This window comes from Flagellimonas amphidinii, from assembly GCF_013090115.1.
Taxonomy (GTDB): Bacteria; Bacteroidota; Bacteroidia; order Flavobacteriales; family Flavobacteriaceae; genus Flagellimonas; species Flagellimonas amphidinii.
On record NZ_JABFNN010000026.1, the window covers coordinates 91,117 to 112,966 of the forward strand.

Sequence of the window (21,850 nt, forward strand, 5' to 3'; positions counted from 1 at the left end):
AGACTTTTTCAATTTACCGAAACCTCTATATGAGTTTATCTACTAAAATCGCTAATCAAATTTTTTACTGAGAAAATCGGCAATATCCTTTGTTTTGGGTTGCACCAAAATGATTTTTCCGTCTGGGCCAATAAGGTATTTTGTCGGTACGGCATCTACCTCATATATTTTTTTTGCCGACTTTTCCGAAGCGGGATTATCGATAACATTGGTCCATGTGAGTTTTGATTTCTTTACGAATTTCTTCCATTTTCCCTCGTTTTTATCGATGGAAACCCCATACACCTCAAAACCTTTCTCCCTGTATTTCTTTAAAAGCGATTTTAATTTTGGAAAATCTGCAATACATGGTCCGCACCAGGTGGCCCAAAAGTCGAGCAATACGTATTTTCCTTTAAGGTCTTCCAAATTTCGTAGCTTCCCTTCCATATCCTTTTGAGAAATATTCTTCGCCTTTGTTCCAGGTTTAAATTTCAAATAGGTATCTACGTGTTTTTTGATTGCCTTACCACATGGTGCTTTTTTGATGGCCCCGTTCATGGCATCATAAACGGAAACGAGTGAATTATCGGCCATAAATTCATAAACATATTCTTCTGCCAATACGTAAGCTGCTATGAACGAGTTGGGATGTTTTGGAATATAGTTCTTTCGTATTTGGTCTATTTCAGCACGTAAGGCATTGAATTTTATTTCTAAGGTCGGCGTCATCGTGCCCGAATACATCATGTCAAAACTTTTCTGTCTTTTATCAAGGAATAAGGGCAGGAATTTCTTGTAATACTCATCATTGGTAGGTGTGCCCGTAGCGTGCACTTGTGGCATATTATCACCATCAAGCGTAATGTTCAAGCTTAGCGCCCCGTTTTCTATAAAGATGGGGAGGTCTATATAATGGTTGTCGACCATGATGCTCGCCATGATGGGGTAGTCCGTTACCGGGCAATGCCATGTAAATTTGCCCTTTTCGATTTTTGCGGTACCCTTACTGGATTTTCCGTTACTACTATAATTTATTATAAAAGTGTCGGATTCGCCTCCAGAAACCGAGCCGTTTACGGTGAAAGAGGCCGCATTTATGGGAGTATTCGCAAAAAGGGTGCTCCATCCGCTAAAAATGGCCATAAGGACAATAAGGTACGTATTGATTGCTAACTGTTTCATAAATTGACTGTTATTTGCATGGGTTCTATATACCATACGTTTCAATTATGGTAACTACGTAACTTATAGGATAAAAAAATAGGAAAGCCTACGAAACCTTTGCCCGTTGGGTAAATTTTAACTTGAGGTAGAATTTAGCTCAACCAGGATAATAGCACAAGAAGTACAATAATGGAAGAAGCTGCCATGGTTTTCTTTAAGTAGATCATGGCTTGCCTAATATGGGCTTCCACCGTGCGTTCGGAAATGTCCAAGAGTTGCGCGATTTCCTTATGTTTCAGTCTTTCGATTTTGGAAAGCAGGAGTATTTCCTTTTTCCGAGGGGGTAGCTTCTCTATGTTTTGACGTAAGAGCTTCAGGCGATCCTCCACTAAACTGGTCTCTCCGTACTCAAGTTCAACAATCCGTTCCATTCGTAGTTGTTCCAACAGCTCACTTCTGTTTTTTCTTTTACGGTAATGGTCTATGAATTTGTTTTTCGCGGTGGTATAGAGATACGATTTTAAGCTCTTTCCGGTGACAAGTTTCCTCCTTTTATCCCAAAGGGTCATGAGGGTGTCTTGAACAAGGTCCTCGGTCAGTGCTTCATTGTTACATAAGTGATACACATACTTGAAAAGAGACTCGTAGTACATCAAATAGATAGATTGATATGCGTTTCTATCACCTGTCTTAAGGTTCTCGATCAACACAATATCGTTTCTATCCTTCTTCAATTTATGCAAGGGTTTTAGCCTAGGGCCATTGTTATTTCAAGTGTTCGCCAAGGTGCAAATGTAGAAATTATAATGAAAACTGAAAAAACGTGAGTTTTCGTCAATCTTTTTTAGGTTTCATGTAAGGGATTTTTAGTAATTGATCGTAACAAGTGTAAAGAATGCATCATGGCAACTAAAAAACAACTCAACGTTCTAATTGAAAAATACCTTTCGGGCAAAGCTTCTATCCAAGAGATAAAGGAATTGGAAACCCTTGTCCAAGATCCTGTCAACGAGGAAATATTCAAGAAGATAGTAGGGGAGAATTTCATTGAGGATAGCAAAAAATTGATATTGGATGCTGAAGCTTCTTTTGAAGAACACTCCAAGAAAATGGAAACTCCTGTTCGCCACTTGCGTGTAAATTGGCGTACGTTGAGCAGAATAGCAGCCGTATTTGTTGTTGGTCTGGGAATATGGATGGCGACGAGGTCATATACTACCATTACGGATACAGCTTTGGAAACCCCAGCAGGAAAATTGTTAGCGGAACTTATGCTCGAAGACGGGGAAACCATTGCCTTATATGAATCAAACCAAGACACCATTCGCAACAGGGCGCAGAAGGCCATTGGCTACATGGACGCTAATACGTTTCATTATGTACCAGGCCATTTGAATGCAACAAATGGTAATCATACGATTACCGTTCCCCCGGCAAGCCAGTTTTCGGTCAAGCTTTCAGATGAAACAACGGTGAAGCTCAATGCGGCGACCACAATGGAATATCCGGCTTCATTCAGTAAAGCCGATGAGCGTAATGTAACCGTACATGGCGAAGCCTTTTTCGAGGTGGCCCATGACAAGACCAGACCCTTCAAAGTACATGCACAAGACGTGGTAGTCGAGGTCTTGGGAACCCGATTCAACGTAGATGCCTATAACCATACCGAAGTGGTCACGACCTTGGAACAAGGCAGTGTCAAGGTTTATGAATCCGCTAACGATGGAAAGGCCATAATCATAAAACCCAATGAACAGGTGGTGTGGAACGGTCAGCAACTACAACTTACCAAAAAGAAGGTCTTGTCCAAAGATTATACAGACTGGCGACAAGGTCGCCTAACCTTTGTGGATAGCAGTTTCGAGGATATTCTGAAGGAATTGGAGCGGAAACATAACGTAACCGTACTATTGAAGAAGGATGAATTACGCAACGAACGTTTTTCGGGAAAATTCAAGGATGAATCAATAACGCAGATATTGGACTATTTCATTGAATTGGGCTACGATTTCGAGTATGTCCAAAGTGCGGACAATACCATAACTATTAAATAATACGGGTCAAGAACCCAACTACTCAACTCAACTATATGAACAAGACTGAACCAACACTTTTAATTTATAATACCACCGACCAATTTAGACAACTGTCAGAAATGCTTTCGGTCAAGAAAAAAGCTTCGATGCAATTCGGTAAATATTTGTACATAACCTTTTTCCTTTTCTTTGTGGGGCTTACGAATCTATGTGCGCAAACCGAAACGTATTCCCTGGACATTAAGCAGATTACCGTACGAAAGGCCATGGAGGAAATCGAGGCCATAACGCCGTATACCTTTTTGTACAATACGGCAACGTTGAATCTAGATCGCAATGTCAACATCAGCGTAAAAAAGGGAAGTATACACGATATTGTCCGTCAGCTTATTTCCGGAAGCGATTTGGAATATTCCATTGTGAACGGACAGGTCATTCTTAAGAAAAAGGGTGCCTCCGTTCCTTCACGGTCAAAAGAGGAATCATTAAAAGGAATTATTAAGGACGAAAACGGAGTTCCGATGCTCGGTGCGACCATTTGGAACCAAACCATGGAGTACGGCACGTGGGCTCTGGAAGATGGCTCCTTTGAGCTATCGCAGGTGGCCATAGGCGATGTGCTCATGATATCGAGCGTGGGATATGCCGACATCATACATGTCGTCGAGAATTTTGAACCCTTGTATCTTGTTATGGAGGAGACCGCCTTTCTTTTGGAAGGGGTAGACGTTGTATCTTCTGGCTATGAGCAGATTTCCAAAGAGCGTGCCACGGGATCTTATGACAACATGAAGGAAGTAACCCTCGACAGTAAAATTAGCAACAATATTTTATCGGAACTCAATGGAGAGATCAATGGTGTTTTATTTGATGGTGATATCAATGAGGATAGCGACATTGTTATCCGTGGTATCAATTCCATTTCCACTGCGAACAGAAGCCCCCTGATCGTCGTAGATGGCTTTCCGGTAGAAGGCGGTATAAGTTCTATAAATCCTAATGATGTAAAAAGAGTTACTGTATTGAAAGATGCGGCTGCAGCATCTATTTGGGGTATTAGAGCAGCTAATGGCGTTATTGTTATAGAGTCCAAAAAAGGGAATCGAAACAAGAAAATGATGATAGAAGCTTCTGTGAATACGTCTTTTTCACCGATTCCAAAACTAAAAAACGTACTTGCATCCAAAGCTCAGCAACTTGAATATTTAAAGTCTATATATCAACTTGCTCCTTCAAGCTATAATATTTATCAAGAAGGTGAATCAATTTCAAGCAGTAATTTTTATAAACAAAATCCTGTTATCGAAATCCTAAAAAAGCAAGACCTTGGGCTTATAACCCAAACAGAGGCCAATGCCGCTATAGAGCGTCTATCAAATCTTAACGCCGAGAGTCAATTGAACCGTTATGTTTATCAGCCCATATATAGCAACCAATATAATCTGGCTTTTTCAGGAGGGGGCGAATCCAACGATTATCGTGTATCCCTGGCATACAACAGCAGTAAGGGGCGGATCAGGGGTACGGGCAGCGATGCATATACCATCAACATTGCCAATAATTTAGACATTTCCAAAAAATTGCGATTAAAAACGGCGATTAATACTTACATAACCGACACACGCCTAGAACCTGATGATTCAAACTATGATTTAAGCTCGACGGATCCCAGGGAAACACAGTTTTTTATTGGTAATACCAATTTACTTACTGAAGTTTCAATGTTCGACCCCATAGTAGATGAAAACGGAAACCTGACAGCCATGGCTGTAGGTGGTGGTGCAGATGCTTACGCTTCGGAAGCTGCGCAAAATTTGGGGCATAGATATTCATCTACCTACAACATAAAACAAGAGCTCGACAATAACGACAACCGCAGTAAGAGCTTTGAGTCTCGTATTCGTTTAGCTCTAGAATATGACCTTTTTGAGAGTTTAACGTTATCTGGTCTATATCAGTACGAGTGGGGAAAAACCAAAATGCGTAATTACTTCAATGAAAACAGGTATATAGCACGGATGTATAACAATATATTCACTGAAATTGCGGGTGATGGTACGGTAACTCACCACCTACCGGAAGGAGGGATTGCCGATTTTACAGAAAGTGACTTAAGTGCACACACCTTTAGAACACAATTAAATTTTAATAAAAGCTTTGCTGATGGTAAACATCAAGTCAATGCTTTGGCTGGTTATGAAGCACGAAAGATAATCAACGAATCCAATGGCTACCGCCGTTACGGATTTAATGACCAAACATTAGCTTCTTCATTTCCCGAAGCTGGCTATTTAAATAGTGTAACTACATCTCCCATTAACGATGAAAGTCAGGTTGTTATACCTAGCTATGATGTCCTTCGTTTTGATGAAAATAGATTTCTTTCCTATTATGCCAATGCCTCTTACACCTTAAACAATATATATACACTTAGTAGTAGCATTCGTTTAGATGACACCAATCTTTTTGGGGTATCTAGTGAGGTTAGAAACCGACCATTATTTTCTGTAGGTTTAAAATGGAATGTAGCAAGGGATTTCTTTGCGGATTCTGAAGACATCACAGATTTAAATCTGAGAGCAACATACGGTACCAATGGTAATGTAGACCAGTCGACAAGTCCGTATTTACAATCCGGGGTGGGCTATGCCGATTCACGCTACAACAATCAATCCGGTTTTGTCATTTCTTTACCCAATCCTCAATTACGCCTAGAAAAAACAAGATCATTTAATTTTGGTTTAGATGTTGGTCTGTGGAATGGTGTTGTTAATGCCAGTGTAGATGTATACGATAACCTAAGTACTGACTTATTATCTCCCCAACAACTCAATGCTACTGTAGGTGTAGGGGAACAACAGTTAAATATAGGTTCGCTTTCCAATCAAGGAATAGATGTTACATTGGATGTTGGAGTGGTAAACTCTCCCAATTTCAATTACAACACAACGGCTAACTTCAGCTATAACAAAAACGAAATAACCAAGTTGGATGTTGAGACAAATACGGTCAACAATCTATTATTTGGCACCACTGTTTTAAATGAACCGCTCAACACATATTACAGTGCGCAATATGCAGGTTTAGACCGTGATGGAAAACCTCAGTATTTAGATGCTTCCGGTAATATTATAGACTATACTACCGATATCACGGATACGGCCGCCTTGAGAAAGGAAGGCACTACAACAGCTCCTATTTTCGGATCCTGGATCAACAACCTCAATTATAAAGGTTGGGGACTAAGAACATTGGTTGTTTTCCAAGGCGGACATATTTTTCAGAGAAATTATATTTATGATCCTTCTTCTTCTGATACTCAAAATGTAATGCGTGATTTTGAAAACAGGTGGCAGACCAGAGGTGACGAAAACAATACAGACATTCCTGCATTGGCAATACCATCCGAGCAAAGTTCGCCAGGTTATCAATTATATGCATTTTCAAGTAATCAATATGATAATGCCACGAATATTCGCTTGCAAGAGATTATCCTTAGTTATTCTTTGGGGGAGAACATCTTAAAGAACCTTAAACTAGATAACCTGAAATTCTCCTTTCAGATCAATAATCTAAAATCATGGAACTTTAATAAGTGGGATATTGACCCCTACGAACAATATGAATTATTAAGCATAAACACCAACTACACTTTTGGTATCACTACTACCTTTTAAAAACAGCGAAATGAAAAGAATAATTATATACATCACCATCATAACCTTTGTTGCAGTTGGTTGTACACGAGACAACTACTTAGATTTTGTGCCAAAAGGTAAAAAAGTGCCTTCAACAACAGATGATTATAGGGAATTGCTAGATCAAGTAGGCAAATACTTAAGTTCTGGTACTGAAGTTTTTTCCTATGGATTTGGGGAAATGCACTTTCGCTCACTCTTTTATACAGACGATGTTAACATGACTCAAGAAATAGTATTATCTCTAGGGTATAGTGATATTGCATTTAAAACCTATCTTTTTTCGGAAAGTCATATCCCACAATCTGAATCTGATGCAGATTGGGAAAACTATTACCATGTTATTTATATAGCGAATGTTATATTGGACGGGCTGGAAAACGTAGATGGTACCGATGCAGAAATTGCAGAACTTAGGGCCGAAGCAAAAATTCAACGTGCGTGGGCGTATCTGCATTTGGTTAATCAATATGCATTACACTACAACTCGGCAACAGCATCAACCGATTTGGGTGTGCCCATTCGAAAAGGTGTTGCCCTTACCGGTCTAGACTTAACCAGAGCCTCTGTACAAGAAGTTTACGACTATCTTATCGATGATATTACTTCCGATATGGATGCACTGCCAGATACACAATCTACTGATTTAAGATTTCGCCCATCAAAAGCAGTTGCTAATGCCTTATTGGCAAGAACATATCTTTTTCAAGGAAAATACCAGGAAGCACTAACGGCTGCGGATAAGGCGCTTGCTTCGCACAGTGACCTTAACGATTATAACGATCTTATCAACGATGAAGACAGGGTAGCCTTACCCGAAGATATTGTAGATAATACCGAAATCGTGTGGTACAAATCCACAACAAATTCATTTTTCATAGCCTCTCCTGTTTTCATAACACAAGAATTATTCGATCTCTACGAAGACGATGACTTGCGAAAAAAGCAGTATGCTGAATGGACGGATTACAGTCCGAATGATGATTTTGGATTGATAAATGCTACTATAGAAGAAGCTATTTCTCCATGTAGGGGACTAACTACTCCGGAATTGTATCTTATCAGTGCAGAGTGTAATGCCAGATTGGGCAATACAGGCACTGCACTAAACCGATTAAACGAGCTACGTGTTACACGTTATGATTCTGGCACATACCAAGATGTGGAGATAACAGACCCAATAAGTTTGCTCGATTTTATAAAAGCAGAACGTCGCAGGGAGCTATACAAAAGTAATGTACGCCTTTTCGACATCAAGCGCTACAATCAATTCGACAATGATCAGATATCGGTTACCCATTCGTATAACGGAGAAACGGTTACCCTAGCCCCTAATAGCTTGAACTGGGCGTTTCCAATCGGTCAAGCCTACATTGATTACAACCCCGAAATTGAACAAAACCCTAGAGACTAAAAAATAAGGCATGAAGACACATAACATAAAATTCACGGTTTGCTCGCTATTACTTCTCTTCGCTGTAATAGCCTGTGATGAAGATAGGGAGATACCCCTCACTTTAACTACTACCGATTACACAACAGAAATATTTGATAATCTAACCGTGGGCGATACCATAGGGTTTGTTCCAGGCACCTCTAGTCAAGGAAGTGTGACCTACGAGGTACTTTCGCAATCCCCTGAAGGTGTGGTCACCGTGACCTCCGACTATGGCTATATCATCGTAGCTGATGAAAGCTTGATCAACTCGATTACCTATCCTCAGATAGACCTTGAAGTGAATGTAAGTAAAGCCGATATCTCCAAAACCTCGTCAGTGGCCATCACGGTAAAAGAGTTCATTGCATGCACCGATGTCGATTTATCAGGATTGCAAGGTGAATTAGAGTTGCAGGAAGAGGGCTTTGACCCTATTTCAGGAGAAGGAACTGCGCTAAGCTGCGGAAATTATACCTTAAAAGCGGATTTGGTAAGTTATGGTTGTTCGGATATACCGGAAATCCAATTGGAATTCAGCGAAGCGGTCGATGGTATCAGCGAGATTACAATGGCAAGACAACCCTATTCCTGTTGGGAGGGCTCTAACCTTGAAATCGAAGGTTTCGGGTCTTATGATTTGAATGAGAATACCATTGAACTAAACTATACCTTGTATGATGAAGGTTCTGAACTTTTTGGTGGCGTTGTGAATATTAGTAGCCTAGGTGGTGGTGATGAATGTTCAGCTACCGCCAATTCAAATCTTTGGGCAGGTAACACCGATGTTGAAGATGTAGGTTTTGGTAGTGTGGAAATGCAGACCATAGCGGAATGTGGAGAATTGACATTGGTAGGAGGTGATTTATTTGGAAATGGTTGCTCTGATTCCAATGACCTGATTATTCTATTAGCGGATGACGGTACGGCATCGATGGAACTACAGGAATGGGAATGCGATGGAGGAGGTAAGGAGTATGTTAGCGCCACGGGTACCTATGACGAGGAAACTACGACCATAACTTTGGAATATAAGTATTACTTCGAACCTTTGGATGTAGAATTTCCAGTCTTTGAAGGAACTTTGATTATTACACCTGCACAGTAAAATGAGCCAACCACTTCCGCAAGATTGGTTAGCGCCCATTTTTAATCAATACTATAATGCATTGGTTAATTTTGCTTTGCGGTACACAGGATCTTTGGAAACCAGTAAAGATATGGTTCAAGATATATTTGTGCGATTATGGGAGCTCAAGAACCCTTGTGATGACGAGGCCAAACTCAAGACCTATCTGTATACTTCGGTTCGCAACAGGGCCTTAAACCATATTAAACAACAAAAGGTACAATCGGCCCACTTGGCACAAAGCCAAAGTGGGGCCGAATCAATGGAAGAAGATGACCTTTCAACTATGGCATCGGAAAAAATACGCCTGTTGCAACTTGCCATACATTCGTTGACACCCCGACGGAAAGCCGTTATTATACAGGCAATGAAAGGCTATCGCAACCAAGAAATAGCAACGAACTTGTCCATTACGGTTCGAACCGTAAAGAATATGAAGTCGGAAATATACCGGGATATCAAGGCCTTTTTCGAAAAAATGGAGTAGCTGAACCATGGTATAAGTTCATCCAATCAGTTTACTGGGCACATACCCAAAGTACCGTATGAAAGCTACAGTAAAATGTTGAGTTTTTTTGTATTCAATTTTATCCACTACTTGATATACAGGTAATTTTTGATTGCAGAAAAGGATTTTGGCATATAGATCATAAACGAGTTTACTTTTTGCTTTAGAGTTTTGATATGCTTCGGGGATTTTCAACATTCATTAAATTTGAATCTTAGCGATAATTTTTTGAAAAAATCAAAGTAAATTTTTGTTTTTCAATGATATACGGAACATTTTCTAGTTCTGTCATTCCGACGAAAAAGCACCAATTTTAATTGGTGCTTTTTTATTTAAAATAATTATCAAAACCCAATCATTAAGTTGTATATACAACTTAAATTTTTATTTTTGCTTTATGAAATATCAGTTGGAGCATTGTATCGGATCTAGATTAAGGCGTTTATCCCGAATTGCAGATGGGCATATTAGAAAATTTTTGGGAAACTATGGTATTACTGAAAATCAAATGACCATTCTCTTCGCATTACATGAACTAGGACATGTAGAGCAGGGAAAAGTAGGGGAAGTACTTTGTTTAGAACGATCAACGGTCAGTAGAAGCATAAAATTATTGGAGAAAAAGAATTTAGTCTTAAAGACAATTTCATACAGGCCAGAGGTTGAATTAACTAAAGAAGGTATGAATTTGGTCAAAACACTTATTCCTGAATGGGAAAAAGCCATGGACATTCTGGTTGGTCAATTGGAAGAATCAGGTCTAAAAAGCTTACAAAATTTAGAAAATCACATGCGTTAAAAATTTAATTTAAATGTTGTATATACAACTTATTAAAACCAATTCTAATGAAAACTAATAAACATCGTACAAAACTGTTGAAGACAAAAACAATTCAACTTGAAAAGTTTAACCTGAAAATTTGTTATGCCGAGCTTGGAGATATGGATAACCCCGTGTTACTATTGCTACATGGAGTTCCTGAAAACCTTCAAGCTTGGTACGATATCGCTCCCGTACTTTCCAAGAATTATAGGGTATTGGCCATGGATTGGCCAGGATTCGGGGGTAGTGATGGTTTTGAAGAACTACATAATTATAATCCTAGAACTTTGGCAGCTGTCGCCATGGATTTTTTAAATACGCTTCAGATTAATTGCGCTACAATAATGGGTACGGATATAGGTTTGTCTCCAGCAATGATTATGGCGATTGAAAATCCCACTAGAATTGAGCGTCTGGTGATTATGGACGGAATTCCATTTCCAACCACTGCATATTCTTCATGGGAGTTAAGGAGTTTTGGCAAGAAAAATTCACTTCGGGCCAAAGCACTGATTAAATGGTTTCCCAGGGTTTCTGCCAAGATTGCATATAATAAAGGTTTTTATAAAGAAAGTAATATTCCTAAGGAAATTCTTAAAGAGTTTTTGGCAGATGGATACAATATAACAACACAAAATGCTTTCCTTTCCTTTTTTCAGAACAATGCTCCCGCTCAGGCTTATCTAGAAAGTAGAATTCATGAATTAAAGCAACCAGTTTTAGTAGTATGGGGAAGACATGACCGTTTTATTAATGTAAAATTGGGGGAGATAATAGCCAAAACACTTACCAATGCCCAATTGGAAATCATTGAGGATTCTGGTCACTTTGTGCACATGGACAAACCCAAAAAATTGTTGGAAGCAGTTTATAAGTTTTTAAAGTAGGACAATGGGAAAATGAAAAGAGACGATAATATCAGAATTATAACTTACATATAGGGCTTTTGCGGAAGAACATAATTAAGTCTTTGTTAGGTGTAAATAGGCACTGACATTCTAAGATTGTCAGTGTTTATTTTTAGATCCTGTTCCTTTTTCTTATCTTGAGTATGCGGTCCATGCTCTAATCAATAGATGGTCCCAATTATTACAATTGAATGATATAAGTCGTCCTCATCACATTATATGTTTCTTTTTACTTTTTATATATAGCCTTGTCTCAGCGCAAGACTTGCCTCCAATCCAAAATTTTTCACCAACAGATTATAGAGCGGAAAGTCAAAATTGGGCTATTTCACAAACTGATGACAAAACCATATATATTGCTAATAACAGAGGACTTTTAGCGTATAATGGATCTCAATGGACCTTCAGTTCTTCTCCTAATGAATCCATTATTAGAGCTGTTAAAGCTGTTGATGATAGAATCTATACGGGATGTTATATGGAATTCGGCTACTGGCAGAAAGATGATTTTGGTAGACTTAATTATACCAGTTTGTCCAAACGCATGCAAAAAAGTCTGGTTAAGGACGAAGAATTCTGGAGTATTCTGAATATGGGGGAATGGATGGTTTTTCAATCACATAGCAGAATATACATCTACAACCTGAGCAATGATTCAGTCAATGTGATTGAAAGTGACTCATTTTTGCCAAAGGTTTTTCAGGTGGGCCAATCCGTTCTTTTTCAAAAGATGGGGAAGGGAATCTTTCAAATTAAAAATGGAGAATCTTTCTTGGTTTACAAAGACGAGGAAATACAGCATTCAGAAGTAATCAACATTTTCGAACATCAAGAAGAATACCTGATTTTAACTCGAGATAACGGCTTTTTTAAAACCCAAGAAGGCTTTTTGGAAAAATGGCCCACCAATGCAGACGATTTTTTAAATAATATAAGCCTTTATAGTGGATTAAAGTTGAAGAATGGGGACTATGTTTTGGGTACCATATCCAATGGACTGCTGCTTATGGATAATTCTGGACATCTACTGGATACTATCGATCAAACAAAAGGGTTGCAGAACAATACAATATTATCCATACATGAGGATAGAGATCAAAACATATGGTTGGGATTGGATGTGGGGATTAGCTATATCAACATGGAATCTCCCTTTCAGGTCTACCCGGACAATGAGGGATTGATTGGAAGTGTATATGACTCGGCGATATCAAATGGTAATCTTTATATAGGGACCAATCAAGGTCTTTTTTATAAAAAACAGCAAGATCAATCAGAATTTAAGTTTATTGAAGGTACGCAGGGTCAAGTTTGGTCGCTTAATACTATTGATGGAATTCTTTATTGTGGTCATCACACAGGAACTTATATAATAAAAGGAGATAGAGCTGAAAAAATTTCGGAGATACAAGGTACTTGGAAAATAGGAAGATTAAATGATAATGATCTCTTACTACAGGGAAATTACGATGGTTTATACGTATTGGAAAAATCTGCTGGTAATTGGACTCTACGAAACAAAATAGACGGATTTGATCATTCAGCTCGATATTTTGAAGTTTTTGGGGATAGTATTTTCGTAAATCATGAATATAAAGGAGTCTTTAAACTACAAGTAAGCGATGATTTCCTAAAAATGGAAAAAATGGAAGTCGATACTTTGATCAAAGGATCTAATTCTGGAATAGTTAAATACAAAGGAGATTTATTGTATGCATATAAAAAAGGAATTTTTAAGTACAGCTGGGAGGAAAAAACTTTTGTAAAGGATACTTTACTGAGCAATCTCTATACGGAAGACGAATATGTTTCTGGAAAAATTATAAAGGATGCCCAAAATGGAAATCTTTGGGCTTTTTCCAAAGCAAATGTCAGTTTTGTGTCCGAAGGTGGATTGGCCAAAGCTCCTGTAATTCATCAAATTCCCCTTACCGAGGATATGCGTAATGGTATCATCGGGTATGAAAGTGTTACGGCCTTACCAGAAAATGGTAAATATTTGATTGGTGCCCGCTCAGGATATTTTACTTTGGATACTGACCGTTTTGAGATTGATGCTTTTCAAGTCGATATCAATAAAATAAGAAAAGCTGGCAAGGAAAGGATTCAAACAGATGAAAGTCTGATCAATTCTAAAACAGAAGGAGATTTTGCCAGTTATGAAAATAGTTTGGAAATAACCTATCATGTGGCAAGCTATCAGAAATATTTGCGGCCTAAGTTTCAATATCAATTGGAGGGGATTTATTCCAATTGGAGTAATTGGTCCGAAGACTCCAATGTATCTTTTGAAAATTTACCCTCTGGAGATTATATATTTCGGGTCAGGGCAAAAATAGGTGATAGGGTATCCAGCAATGTATCTTCTTATCAATTTAAAATTGCACGGCCTTGGTACAGTTCCAATCTTTTTATAGTACTCTATGTGCTAGGAGGTATCTTAGGTTCCATAGCCATTCATGCTTCGTACAGAAGATATTATCACAAGCGACAACAACAGCTTATTGCACGGAATAAGCGTGAAATGGAATTGGCCAAAGCTCAAAATGAAAAAGAAATTATAAAAATAAAGAATGAGCAGTTAAAGAAAGAGTTCCAGAGCAAAAGCAATGAACTGGCCGCTTCAACCATGAGCATTATTAAAAAGAATGAATTGCTCTCCAAAATTAAAGAACAGTTGATTTCCAGCGTTGCTGATAAGAATTCTGTTAAACCCATAATACAGATCATCGATACGAATCTGGGGCAAAAAGATGACTGGGAGTTTTTTAAAGAAGCCTTCAACAATGCAGACCGAAAATTTCTGAAGAAACTTAAAAAGGCACATCCAAATTTATCCCCTAACGATATTAAACTCTGCGCTTATCTGCGTCTTAATTTATCTTCCAAAGAAATAGCTCCAATGTTCAATATTTCCCCCAGAAGTGTAGAGATCAAACGTTACCGCCTGCGTAAAAAAATGGATCTTTCCCATGATGATAACTTAGTAGATTACATCCTTAAGCTATAAGTGGCACTACAGCAGTATATTTTACCTCAACATTACCTCAACAAAGTAAGATTTAAGATTTACTACGAGAAAAAGGGTTTTGCTCTTCAAGCCCTGTGAATATTGATATTTTGATTATTTGATAAAATATCTATCATTTTTTTATCATGTATATTTTTTGTTGAGGTATTTTTTATTGATTTCACATTTTTATAGGATATGTTTAGCCTTCTGAAAAATGGAGTTGTGCTATTTCTAAGCAAACCGAGTAGTGCTAACTAAATTAAACTAAACATAACTATGAAAAACAATTTGTTCAGATTATTGCTTTTGTTGTTCACAGTGAATTTGACCGCGCAAACGGATCAGGTATCAGTGGTGAGTAACGAAGAAGGAACGAAATTGGTCGTCAATGGAGAGGATTTCATGATCAATGGAATGAACTGGGATTACATTCCCATTGGGACCAATACAGTCAATGCCAATTTCTGGAAAAAGTCTGATGATGTTATCAAAGCCGGACTCGATCATGAAATGGCTTTGCTCAAAAACATGGGCGTAAATGTTATCCGTCAGTATACCGGAGTACCCGCAAAATGGATTCGGTACATCTATGAGAATTATGGTATCTACACCATGCTCAACCATTCATTTGGGCGCTATGGATTGACGCTCAATGGTGTATGGACACCAGTTACCATTTACGATGACCCCACTACCAGAGAATTTTTGTTAGCGGAAATGCGAGAATTGGTTGAGGGCTACAAAAACACCCCTGGGCTCCTTCTTTACCTTTTAGGTAATGAGAACAATTATGGATTGTTCTGGGCAGGAGCAGAGACCGAAGATTTTCCGGATGATGAAGGTCGAATAGCATTTATAGGTGAGAGTCGAGGTAGACCTATGTATAGATTAATGAACGAAGCTGCCAAAATGATGAAGGAAATGGATGCTTCTCATCCGGTGGCTATTTGTAATGGAGATGTACTGTTTATTGATATCGTAGCAGAAGAATGTAAAGATGTGGATATATACGGTACCAACACATACCGAGGAGTATCCTTTGGAGATATGTTCCAAGTGGTCAAGGACAAACTCGATAAGCCAATAATGTTCACCGAGTTTGGAGCTGATGCTTTTAGCGCTATAGAAAACAAGGAAGATCAGTACTCCCAAGCCTATTATATGGTGGGCAACTGGAAAGAAATTTACGAAAATGCAGCTGGAGTTGGCAAAGTTGGAAACTCCATCGGCGGATTCACTTTTCAGTTTAGTGATGGATGGTGGAAGTTTGGATTTGATGATCGTAAAAATGCAGATGTGCATGATAACAATGCATCTTGGTCCAATGGTGGTTATGCTAGGGACTTGCCAGGTGAAGGCAAAAATAATATGAATGAAGAATGGTTTGGAATTTGCGCTAAAGGTGCAACCAATCCAAGAGGATTGTATGAACTTTATCCAAGAGCAGCCTACTATGCGTTGAAAGAAGCACATCAATTAAATCCATATGATCAAGGTGTTGATCAAGCTTTTGTCCAAAACTATTTTGATAACATTCAGTTGATGGATGCTGTCCTTAAAGCTCGAGGGGATAAAGCAGCTTTAACAGGTGAACAAAGTAACTTACTCCGAATAAGTAACCTCCAGGCCAAGTTCTCTACATTCAGCACTGGGGGTAGTTTGATCACTACACCAGATAATGCAGATCCTGATGATCCGAACACATTTCCCAACCAATTAGGGTTTGACCACATGCAATCCTATTTTATTGGTGTTGAAGGAAATCCAGCTCCAAATATGCGTGCAGAAGTAAATGTGAATGTAGTTGGAAATGTAGCACAAAACCCCATCAATGAAATCTTTTATGAGAACAACTCCCGTCCGTTGGAAGTGAATACCGACCAAGGCAATGTACTGGTACAAGATGTTAACAGAATACGAGTTTACAATGCTGAGTTTGAATGGAAAGCAAAGCAGTTTGATATTAGAGGATTTTACAGGACCGGCCATTATCATTGGGGGTATGAAGGTGACTTTTTCGGATTATATCCAGAGGCCAACTACGGTCCAAACCTTGATATTTACAACGGTGAAATTCTAGGAACTGAAGTTGATGGAAAAGGTGCCTTAAAGGGCTTCAAAGCAGCAATAGGACCACAATTGTGGTGGGGAGCCAACCCAACTATGCTTTTCAAGTACAAAACACACGTAGGTAAATTTGATGTTACCGGTATTTACCATAGAGATTTTGAAACCGATATCACTTTTGATGAAAATGGACGTAGGATATTGGATGTAAATCAAGTACGAAGTGGTGTTATACCACCTTGGCCCACGGAAAGAGCAACCCTTGCCATTGAAAGGGAGTTTGGCAAATTTGGCGTGCACCTTGGAGGTATTTGGGCAGGAAACCCTTTAAACGGGAGTACATTCCAAGATGTTAGGGGTACTTCTGGTAACTATATCGTCTATGAGGATAAAGTACAGGCCAGTGATAATTGGGGAGGTAAAGTTAAACTGACCTATGAAGGAGGTAAATTCAATTGGTATGGGCAGGCAGCAGCAATGGGACTGGTCGCCAATGGTGGCGCTGACCAAACATTGACCTTTACCGGCTGGAAACTTAGGGACACCGGAAGTGGAAACCAAGTCAACTTTTTATCTGGTTTTACTTATGCGACTGGAAATTTTCAGATTGCACCCAATTTCTTGTGGCAAAAACCATTGGTAGATCCTATTCCCAACGATGTGACCGCTCCTGGACGTCTAAGAAATATTATCGATGATCCTTTTTCAGTACGCGGTAATCGCGAAACTACTGCTGGAGAAATACTTTTTACGTTTGACCCAACACCTGGTACATGGATGTATGAATGGGACAATGATAGGGCAGAAGATGCAAAGTTTGCGATGAATCTTGGCTTTGTATACCGTCATTTACCTACAACTCAGGATGCTCACATTGGATTTTTGGCTGATAGGACGTTCTTCGCATTTCCCAACTCGGCACCGGCCGAAGATTTATGGGAGGTACATTCCAGAATGGTTTCAAAAATTAGCTCAGACTTGGGCATAATCGGTAATTTTTATTACGGTAACGGACAAGGAAACGGAGATTCAGAAAGATTGATCAAACGTTTTGGGGGAGATGTTCGAATGATTTACAAAAACTTCAAATTACGTTATGAACAAAAAATCAATGATTGGGGACCTTTTGATTATCACAGGGATTTTAACTTAACGTATCCAGTACAATTGATGCTGGATATATCTACAACTTTGGGTAAACCAGATTGGTTCATCTTACCAAGTACCCAGGTTGGTATACGTGGTACTTGGCGATCACTAAATGAATTTTCGCCCAGATACTTGCCAAATGTGGCGGCCGAGTTTTCAAACGAACCGATTATAAGTCCGGTTGGATTTGACGACGGTAGCGAGTGGGAAATAATGACATATATACACATCAACATTGGGAAATAAAAAGATTGCGTTATGAAGAATAATAGATATAACAGTATACGTTTTGTAGTTCTTTTAAGCTTGGGAGTTTTTGTGTTTTCAAGTTGCGAAAGAGATTTCTCAGATGATGTTGAATTTGCTTCCTTTCCTGCAAATGGAGATGTTTTTATAGATGCTTTTTCGGCAGGGTTGGATTACTTCCCATTTGTGGACGCAGGAGCGGATCCAGAAGCATTTAGTGTGGCAACCGATGACAACGTGTTCATGGGTAGTGCAGCTATGCGTTTTGACGTGCCGGCATTTGGTAATGGATTTGTAGGGGCCACTTTTAATACTACGGTCAATAGAGATCTTTCAGGTTTTGACGCATTGACTTTTTATGCAAAGGCATCCCAAGCTGCTACCATTGATGCCATAGGATTTGGTATTTCTGGTGAAACCAATAATAAATATCAGGTAACCCTGAACAATATGGGCGTTAGCACTAGATGGGAGAAATATGTGATTCCAATTCCAGATGCATCTAAATTAATCAATGAAACCGGTATGTTCTGGTTGGCAGAAGGTGCATCATTTGAAGGGGATGAAGGTGGTTACATTTTATGGTTTGATGAAGTTCAGTTTGAAAAACTGGGAACAATTGCTCAACCCAATCCGACCATTTTTGCAGGTGAGGAGCTAACCGAACAAGCATTCACAGGTTCAAGCATTACCATTACTGGACTTACACAAACCTATAATCTAGATAATGGTGTTAATCAAACAGTATCCGCTGCACCATCTTATTATGATTTTACTTCTTCAGATACAGGGGTGGCTCTGGTAAGTGAGTTGGGTGAAATTACCGTGTTGGGCGAAGGAACCACAAGCATAACTGCACTCTTGGCCAACGTCGCCGCAGAAGGTTCTTTGGAATTGACATCGAGTGGTAGTCTTCAAGCGTCACCCACACCCACACAACCTGCTGTAAATGTGAAATCAATTTTTAGTGATAGCTATACCAACGATACCTCAAGTAGTTTTACTCCCGGTTTTGGAGGGTCTACAACAGAAACCACACTCACTTCCACAAGTGGCGGTGATGTTTTGGCTTATACCAACAACAACTTCACGGGTATAATTTTCGACAATACAGTAGATGCATCAGGATTAACTTTTTTGCATGTGGATGTATATGTGCAGGAGGCTGGTACTGAAGTTGGAATTCAAATCAGGGACATAGGAGCTAATCAAATTTTAGAAACCGATGTCAATACTGGCTTACCTATAGGAGATGATGCAGACCGTCGGTTTGATATGACTGGATTGACTGTAGGGCAATGGACATCATTTGAGATACCTCTCGACGGTGATATTGCCTCCCAGAAAAATAATCTAGGTACCCTCATACTCACAGGAGGTCCAAATTTCTTATTGGATAACATTTATTTCTATACGGAATAATGGATGCTACACTAACAGTAAAAAATAAGTTTATGGATAAGATATATAATAATCGTAAAACAATGAGGGCAATGGTTCTAAAATCTTTTGTAGCGACTTTAATGTTCTGCTTTTCTGGATGCTCAACGGACGATACCCAAATAGTGACCACTTTCACCAACTTGGTCATGGAAGACAATTTTGATGTGGAAGGAGCACCAAATTCTGAGATTTGGGGATATGATATCGGAACGGGTGAGAATGGCTGGGGCAACCAAGAATTACAGTATTACACCGACCGAACTGAAAATGTGACCGTCCAAAATGGGGTGCTGCTCATAACGGCACGAGAAGAATCTTTTGAAAACTCTTCATATACATCTGCACGTCTTTTGACCAAGGACAAATTTGAACAAAAATACGGTCGTTTTGAAGCTAGAATTCGATTGCCGTACGGACAAGGAATCTGGCCTGCATTCTGGATGCTGGGTGCAGATATAGATGAAAACCCCTGGCCTGGAGCAGGTGAGATTGATATCATGGAATATCGAGGACAAAACCCTACTGTACTTATTGGTAGTGTTCATGGACCAGGATATTCTGCAGGAGAGGCTATCTCCAAAGAGTACACCTTGGATAATGACCGTTTTGATACGGGATTCCATGTTTTTGGAATTGAATGGGGACCGGAGTATATCAATTTCTATGTGGATGATGTGCTCTACAACCAAATAACGCCAGAAGATGTAACGGGAACTTGGGTGTTCAACAAGCCCTTTTACATTCTGATGAACTTGGCTGTAGGAGGGACTTTTGTTGGTTCGCCAAATGCAGAAACTCAATTTCCGCAAACCATGATAGTGGATTATGTGCGGGTGTATAACACAGAATTAACTAACTAAACTAATACATACTCAAATGAAATTATTAAATACAAAAGCCAAAATATTTTCTTTATTGATTTTGGCCATATCCTTTTTGGGATGCGAAGATGATGATGAAGGGAATTCCCTTCCAGAAGTTGTAGCAGGATTTACACAGACCGTAGTGGTGAACACAGGTACTGTATCATTCATCAATATTTCTGAAAATGCACAAAGCTATGAATGGAATTTCGGTGATGGGACTACTTCAACCGAAATAAATCCCGTAAAAACATATACAGATGGTACGTATACAGTAACCTTAACGGCATCAAACATTGCTGGGGCCACGGCAACTTTCACAGATGAAATTGTGATATCCATACCGGTCCCACCTTCAATGCCTATGTTGCCAATCACATTCGATGGTACCAACATCGATTATGAAGCTTCTACTTTTAATGGCGCTGCATTTGAAGTTGTGGCCAATCCGGCACCCGGAGGAAGCAATGATGTTGCATCCAACGTTGGAGCCATTACCAATAGTGGGGCAGAATTTGAAGGTATCTTTTTTAATTTGGAGACCCCTATGGATCTTACTGACGATAAAACGGTCACCATGAATTTCTGGGCAGATGCAGCTGTCGATGTATTACTTAAACTTGAGGAAGGTACAGCAGACGCCATTGAACTTACAGCAAGTCATGGTGGTTCTGGTTGGGAATCAATTTCTTTTGATTTTGATTCTTCAGATAGTTATTCCAGACTTACAATGTTTGTGGATGGACCAGGAACTACAAGTGGTACTTTTTATATTGATGACATTGCACAAGCAACAACTATGACTGGAGGTGGTGGTAATATGCCTACAACATCGGCACCTGTACCACCGGCGCGTGATGCCGTGGATGTGATTTCTATCTACGGGGGCACCTATACCAACATTACAGATATCAACTATAATCCAGATTGGGGTCAATCTGGCCTAGCATTTGTGAACACGGACTTTGACCCTGGTGATGGAAATTTGGCCCTGGCCTATCCAACATTTAACTATCAGGGCACGGACTTCTCTGGAAATGCACAGGATGCCTCTTCAATGGAGTATCTCCACGTTGACATCTGGGTACCTACGGGAACCGATAGACAGGTTAAGGTGAGCCCTATCAACGGAGGTGGTGGCACAGGAGCTACCGAGGTATTGGTTGAGGTGCCGTTGACCCCAGGATCCTGGAACAGCGTAGACCTGCCGATTGGGGATTTCACAGGAATGATCTGGGATGAAGTGGTGCAACTCAAATTTGATGGTCAGTTCAATGGAGATGGTACTGCCAATACAGACCCTCAAGATATCTATCTGGACAATATTTACTTCTACAAAGAGGCAAGCAGTGGTGGAAGTGCACCTACCACGTCTGCGCCTGCTCC

At 39.5% G+C, this 21,850-nt stretch carries 15 protein-coding genes; 12 read left to right on the plus strand and 3 right to left on the minus strand.

The features are described from left to right. Positions 1-51: 51 nt before the first annotated feature. The gene (locus tag HJC33_RS04585; protein WP_171657621.1) at positions 52-1,164 is read right to left on the minus strand and encodes a TlpA disulfide reductase family protein; all 1,113 of its coding nucleotides are present in this window, start codon (positions 1,162-1,164) and stop codon (positions 52-54) included. 134 nt (positions 1,165-1,298) lie between these two features. After that, positions 1,299-1,880 (minus strand): RNA polymerase sigma factor, encoded by a 582-nt coding sequence (locus HJC33_RS04590; RefSeq protein WP_171657622.1) that lies wholly within the window; start codon positions 1,878-1,880, stop codon positions 1,299-1,301. Between the two features lie 168 nt (positions 1,881-2,048). Between HJC33_RS04590 and HJC33_RS04595 the strand changes: the two genes are divergently transcribed. The 5 genes from HJC33_RS04595 to HJC33_RS04615 are packed head-to-tail and all read left to right on the plus strand — an operon-like array spanning position 2,049 to position 9,931. Next, positions 2,049-3,200 (plus strand): FecR family protein, encoded by a 1,152-nt coding sequence (locus HJC33_RS04595; RefSeq protein ID WP_171657623.1) that lies wholly within the window; start codon positions 2,049-2,051, stop codon positions 3,198-3,200. A gap of 35 nt (positions 3,201-3,235) precedes the next feature. Further along, positions 3,236-6,859: a SusC/RagA family TonB-linked outer membrane protein gene (locus HJC33_RS04600; protein WP_171657624.1), complete on the plus strand. Its 3,624-nt coding sequence runs from the start codon at positions 3,236-3,238 to the stop codon at positions 6,857-6,859. A gap of 10 nt (positions 6,860-6,869) precedes the next feature. Further along, the gene (locus HJC33_RS04605) at positions 6,870-8,294 is read left to right on the plus strand and encodes a RagB/SusD family nutrient uptake outer membrane protein (protein ID WP_171657625.1); all 1,425 of its coding nucleotides are present in this window, start codon (positions 6,870-6,872) and stop codon (positions 8,292-8,294) included. Positions 8,295-8,304: 10 nt separating this feature from the next. Then, the gene (locus HJC33_RS04610; RefSeq protein ID WP_171657626.1) at positions 8,305-9,423 is read left to right on the plus strand and encodes a hypothetical protein; all 1,119 of its coding nucleotides are present in this window, start codon (positions 8,305-8,307) and stop codon (positions 9,421-9,423) included. Between the two features lies 1 nt (position 9,424). Further along, a complete protein-coding gene (locus tag HJC33_RS04615) occupies positions 9,425-9,931 on the plus strand; it encodes a sigma-70 family RNA polymerase sigma factor (protein ID WP_171657627.1) in 507 nt (168 codons plus the stop codon). An 18-nt stretch (positions 9,932-9,949) separates the two neighbouring features. Here HJC33_RS04615 and HJC33_RS04620 read toward each other — a convergent pair whose 3' ends face one another. Next, positions 9,950-10,150, minus strand: coding sequence for a helix-turn-helix transcriptional regulator (locus HJC33_RS04620; RefSeq protein WP_171657628.1), 201 nt, complete (start codon positions 10,148-10,150; stop codon positions 9,950-9,952). Positions 10,151-10,349: 199 nt separating this feature from the next. Between HJC33_RS04620 and HJC33_RS04625 the strand changes: the two genes are divergently transcribed. The 7 genes from HJC33_RS04625 to HJC33_RS17305 form a co-directional block, all read left to right on the plus strand. Then, on the plus strand, positions 10,350-10,751 hold the full coding sequence (locus HJC33_RS04625) for a MarR family winged helix-turn-helix transcriptional regulator (protein WP_171657629.1): 402 nt from the start codon (positions 10,350-10,352) through the stop codon (positions 10,749-10,751). 47 nt (positions 10,752-10,798) lie between these two features. Continuing rightward, positions 10,799-11,662: an alpha/beta fold hydrolase gene (locus tag HJC33_RS04630; RefSeq protein ID WP_171657630.1), complete on the plus strand. Its 864-nt coding sequence runs from the start codon at positions 10,799-10,801 to the stop codon at positions 11,660-11,662. A 286-nt stretch (positions 11,663-11,948) separates the two neighbouring features. Beyond that, positions 11,949-14,693, plus strand: a complete 2,745-nt coding sequence (locus HJC33_RS04635) for a helix-turn-helix and ligand-binding sensor domain-containing protein (RefSeq protein ID WP_171657631.1) — start codon at positions 11,949-11,951, stop codon at positions 14,691-14,693. Positions 14,694-14,972: 279 nt separating this feature from the next. Then, positions 14,973-18,158 carry a glycoside hydrolase family 2 TIM barrel-domain containing protein gene (locus HJC33_RS04640; RefSeq protein WP_171657632.1) on the plus strand — a complete coding sequence of 1,062 codons (3,186 nt, stop codon included), beginning with the start codon at positions 14,973-14,975 and terminating at the stop codon, positions 18,156-18,158. Positions 18,159-18,170: 12 nt separating this feature from the next. Next, complete coding sequence (locus HJC33_RS04645) at positions 18,171-19,580, plus strand: glycosyl hydrolase family 16 (protein ID WP_171657633.1); 1,410 nt, start codon at positions 18,171-18,173, stop codon at positions 19,578-19,580. Positions 19,581-19,612: 32 nt separating this feature from the next. Beyond that, the gene (locus tag HJC33_RS04650) at positions 19,613-20,461 is read left to right on the plus strand and encodes a glycoside hydrolase family 16 protein (RefSeq protein ID WP_409557879.1); all 849 of its coding nucleotides are present in this window, start codon (positions 19,613-19,615) and stop codon (positions 20,459-20,461) included. Positions 20,462-20,477: 16 nt separating this feature from the next. Then, positions 20,478-21,850 (plus strand): PKD domain-containing protein (locus HJC33_RS17305; protein ID WP_246245490.1); only part of this gene is annotated, 1,373 nt, incomplete at its 3' end.

Coding starts and splice junctions, on each gene's coding strand:
- HJC33_RS04630 (WP_171657630.1), top strand. CDS start 10,799: ATGAAAACTAATAAACATCGTACAAAACTGTTGAAGACAAAAACAATT.
- HJC33_RS04585 (WP_171657621.1), bottom strand. CDS start 1,164: ATGAAACAGTTAGCAATCAATACGTACCTTATTGTCCTTATGGCCATT.
- HJC33_RS04625 (WP_171657629.1), top strand. CDS start 10,350: ATGAAATATCAGTTGGAGCATTGTATCGGATCTAGATTAAGGCGTTTA.
- HJC33_RS04595 (WP_171657623.1), top strand. CDS start 2,049: ATGGCAACTAAAAAACAACTCAACGTTCTAATTGAAAAATACCTTTCG.
- HJC33_RS04600 (WP_171657624.1), top strand. CDS start 3,236: ATGAACAAGACTGAACCAACACTTTTAATTTATAATACCACCGACCAA.
- HJC33_RS04640 (WP_171657632.1), top strand. CDS start 14,973: ATGAAAAACAATTTGTTCAGATTATTGCTTTTGTTGTTCACAGTGAAT.
- HJC33_RS04615 (WP_171657627.1), top strand. CDS start 9,425: ATGAGCCAACCACTTCCGCAAGATTGGTTAGCGCCCATTTTTAATCAA.
- HJC33_RS04610 (WP_171657626.1), top strand. CDS start 8,305: ATGAAGACACATAACATAAAATTCACGGTTTGCTCGCTATTACTTCTC.
- HJC33_RS04605 (WP_171657625.1), top strand. CDS start 6,870: ATGAAAAGAATAATTATATACATCACCATCATAACCTTTGTTGCAGTT.
- HJC33_RS04650 (WP_409557879.1), top strand. CDS start 19,613: ATGGATAAGATATATAATAATCGTAAAACAATGAGGGCAATGGTTCTA.
- HJC33_RS04645 (WP_171657633.1), top strand. CDS start 18,171: ATGAAGAATAATAGATATAACAGTATACGTTTTGTAGTTCTTTTAAGC.
- HJC33_RS04620 (WP_171657628.1), bottom strand. CDS start 10,150: ATGTTGAAAATCCCCGAAGCATATCAAAACTCTAAAGCAAAAAGTAAA.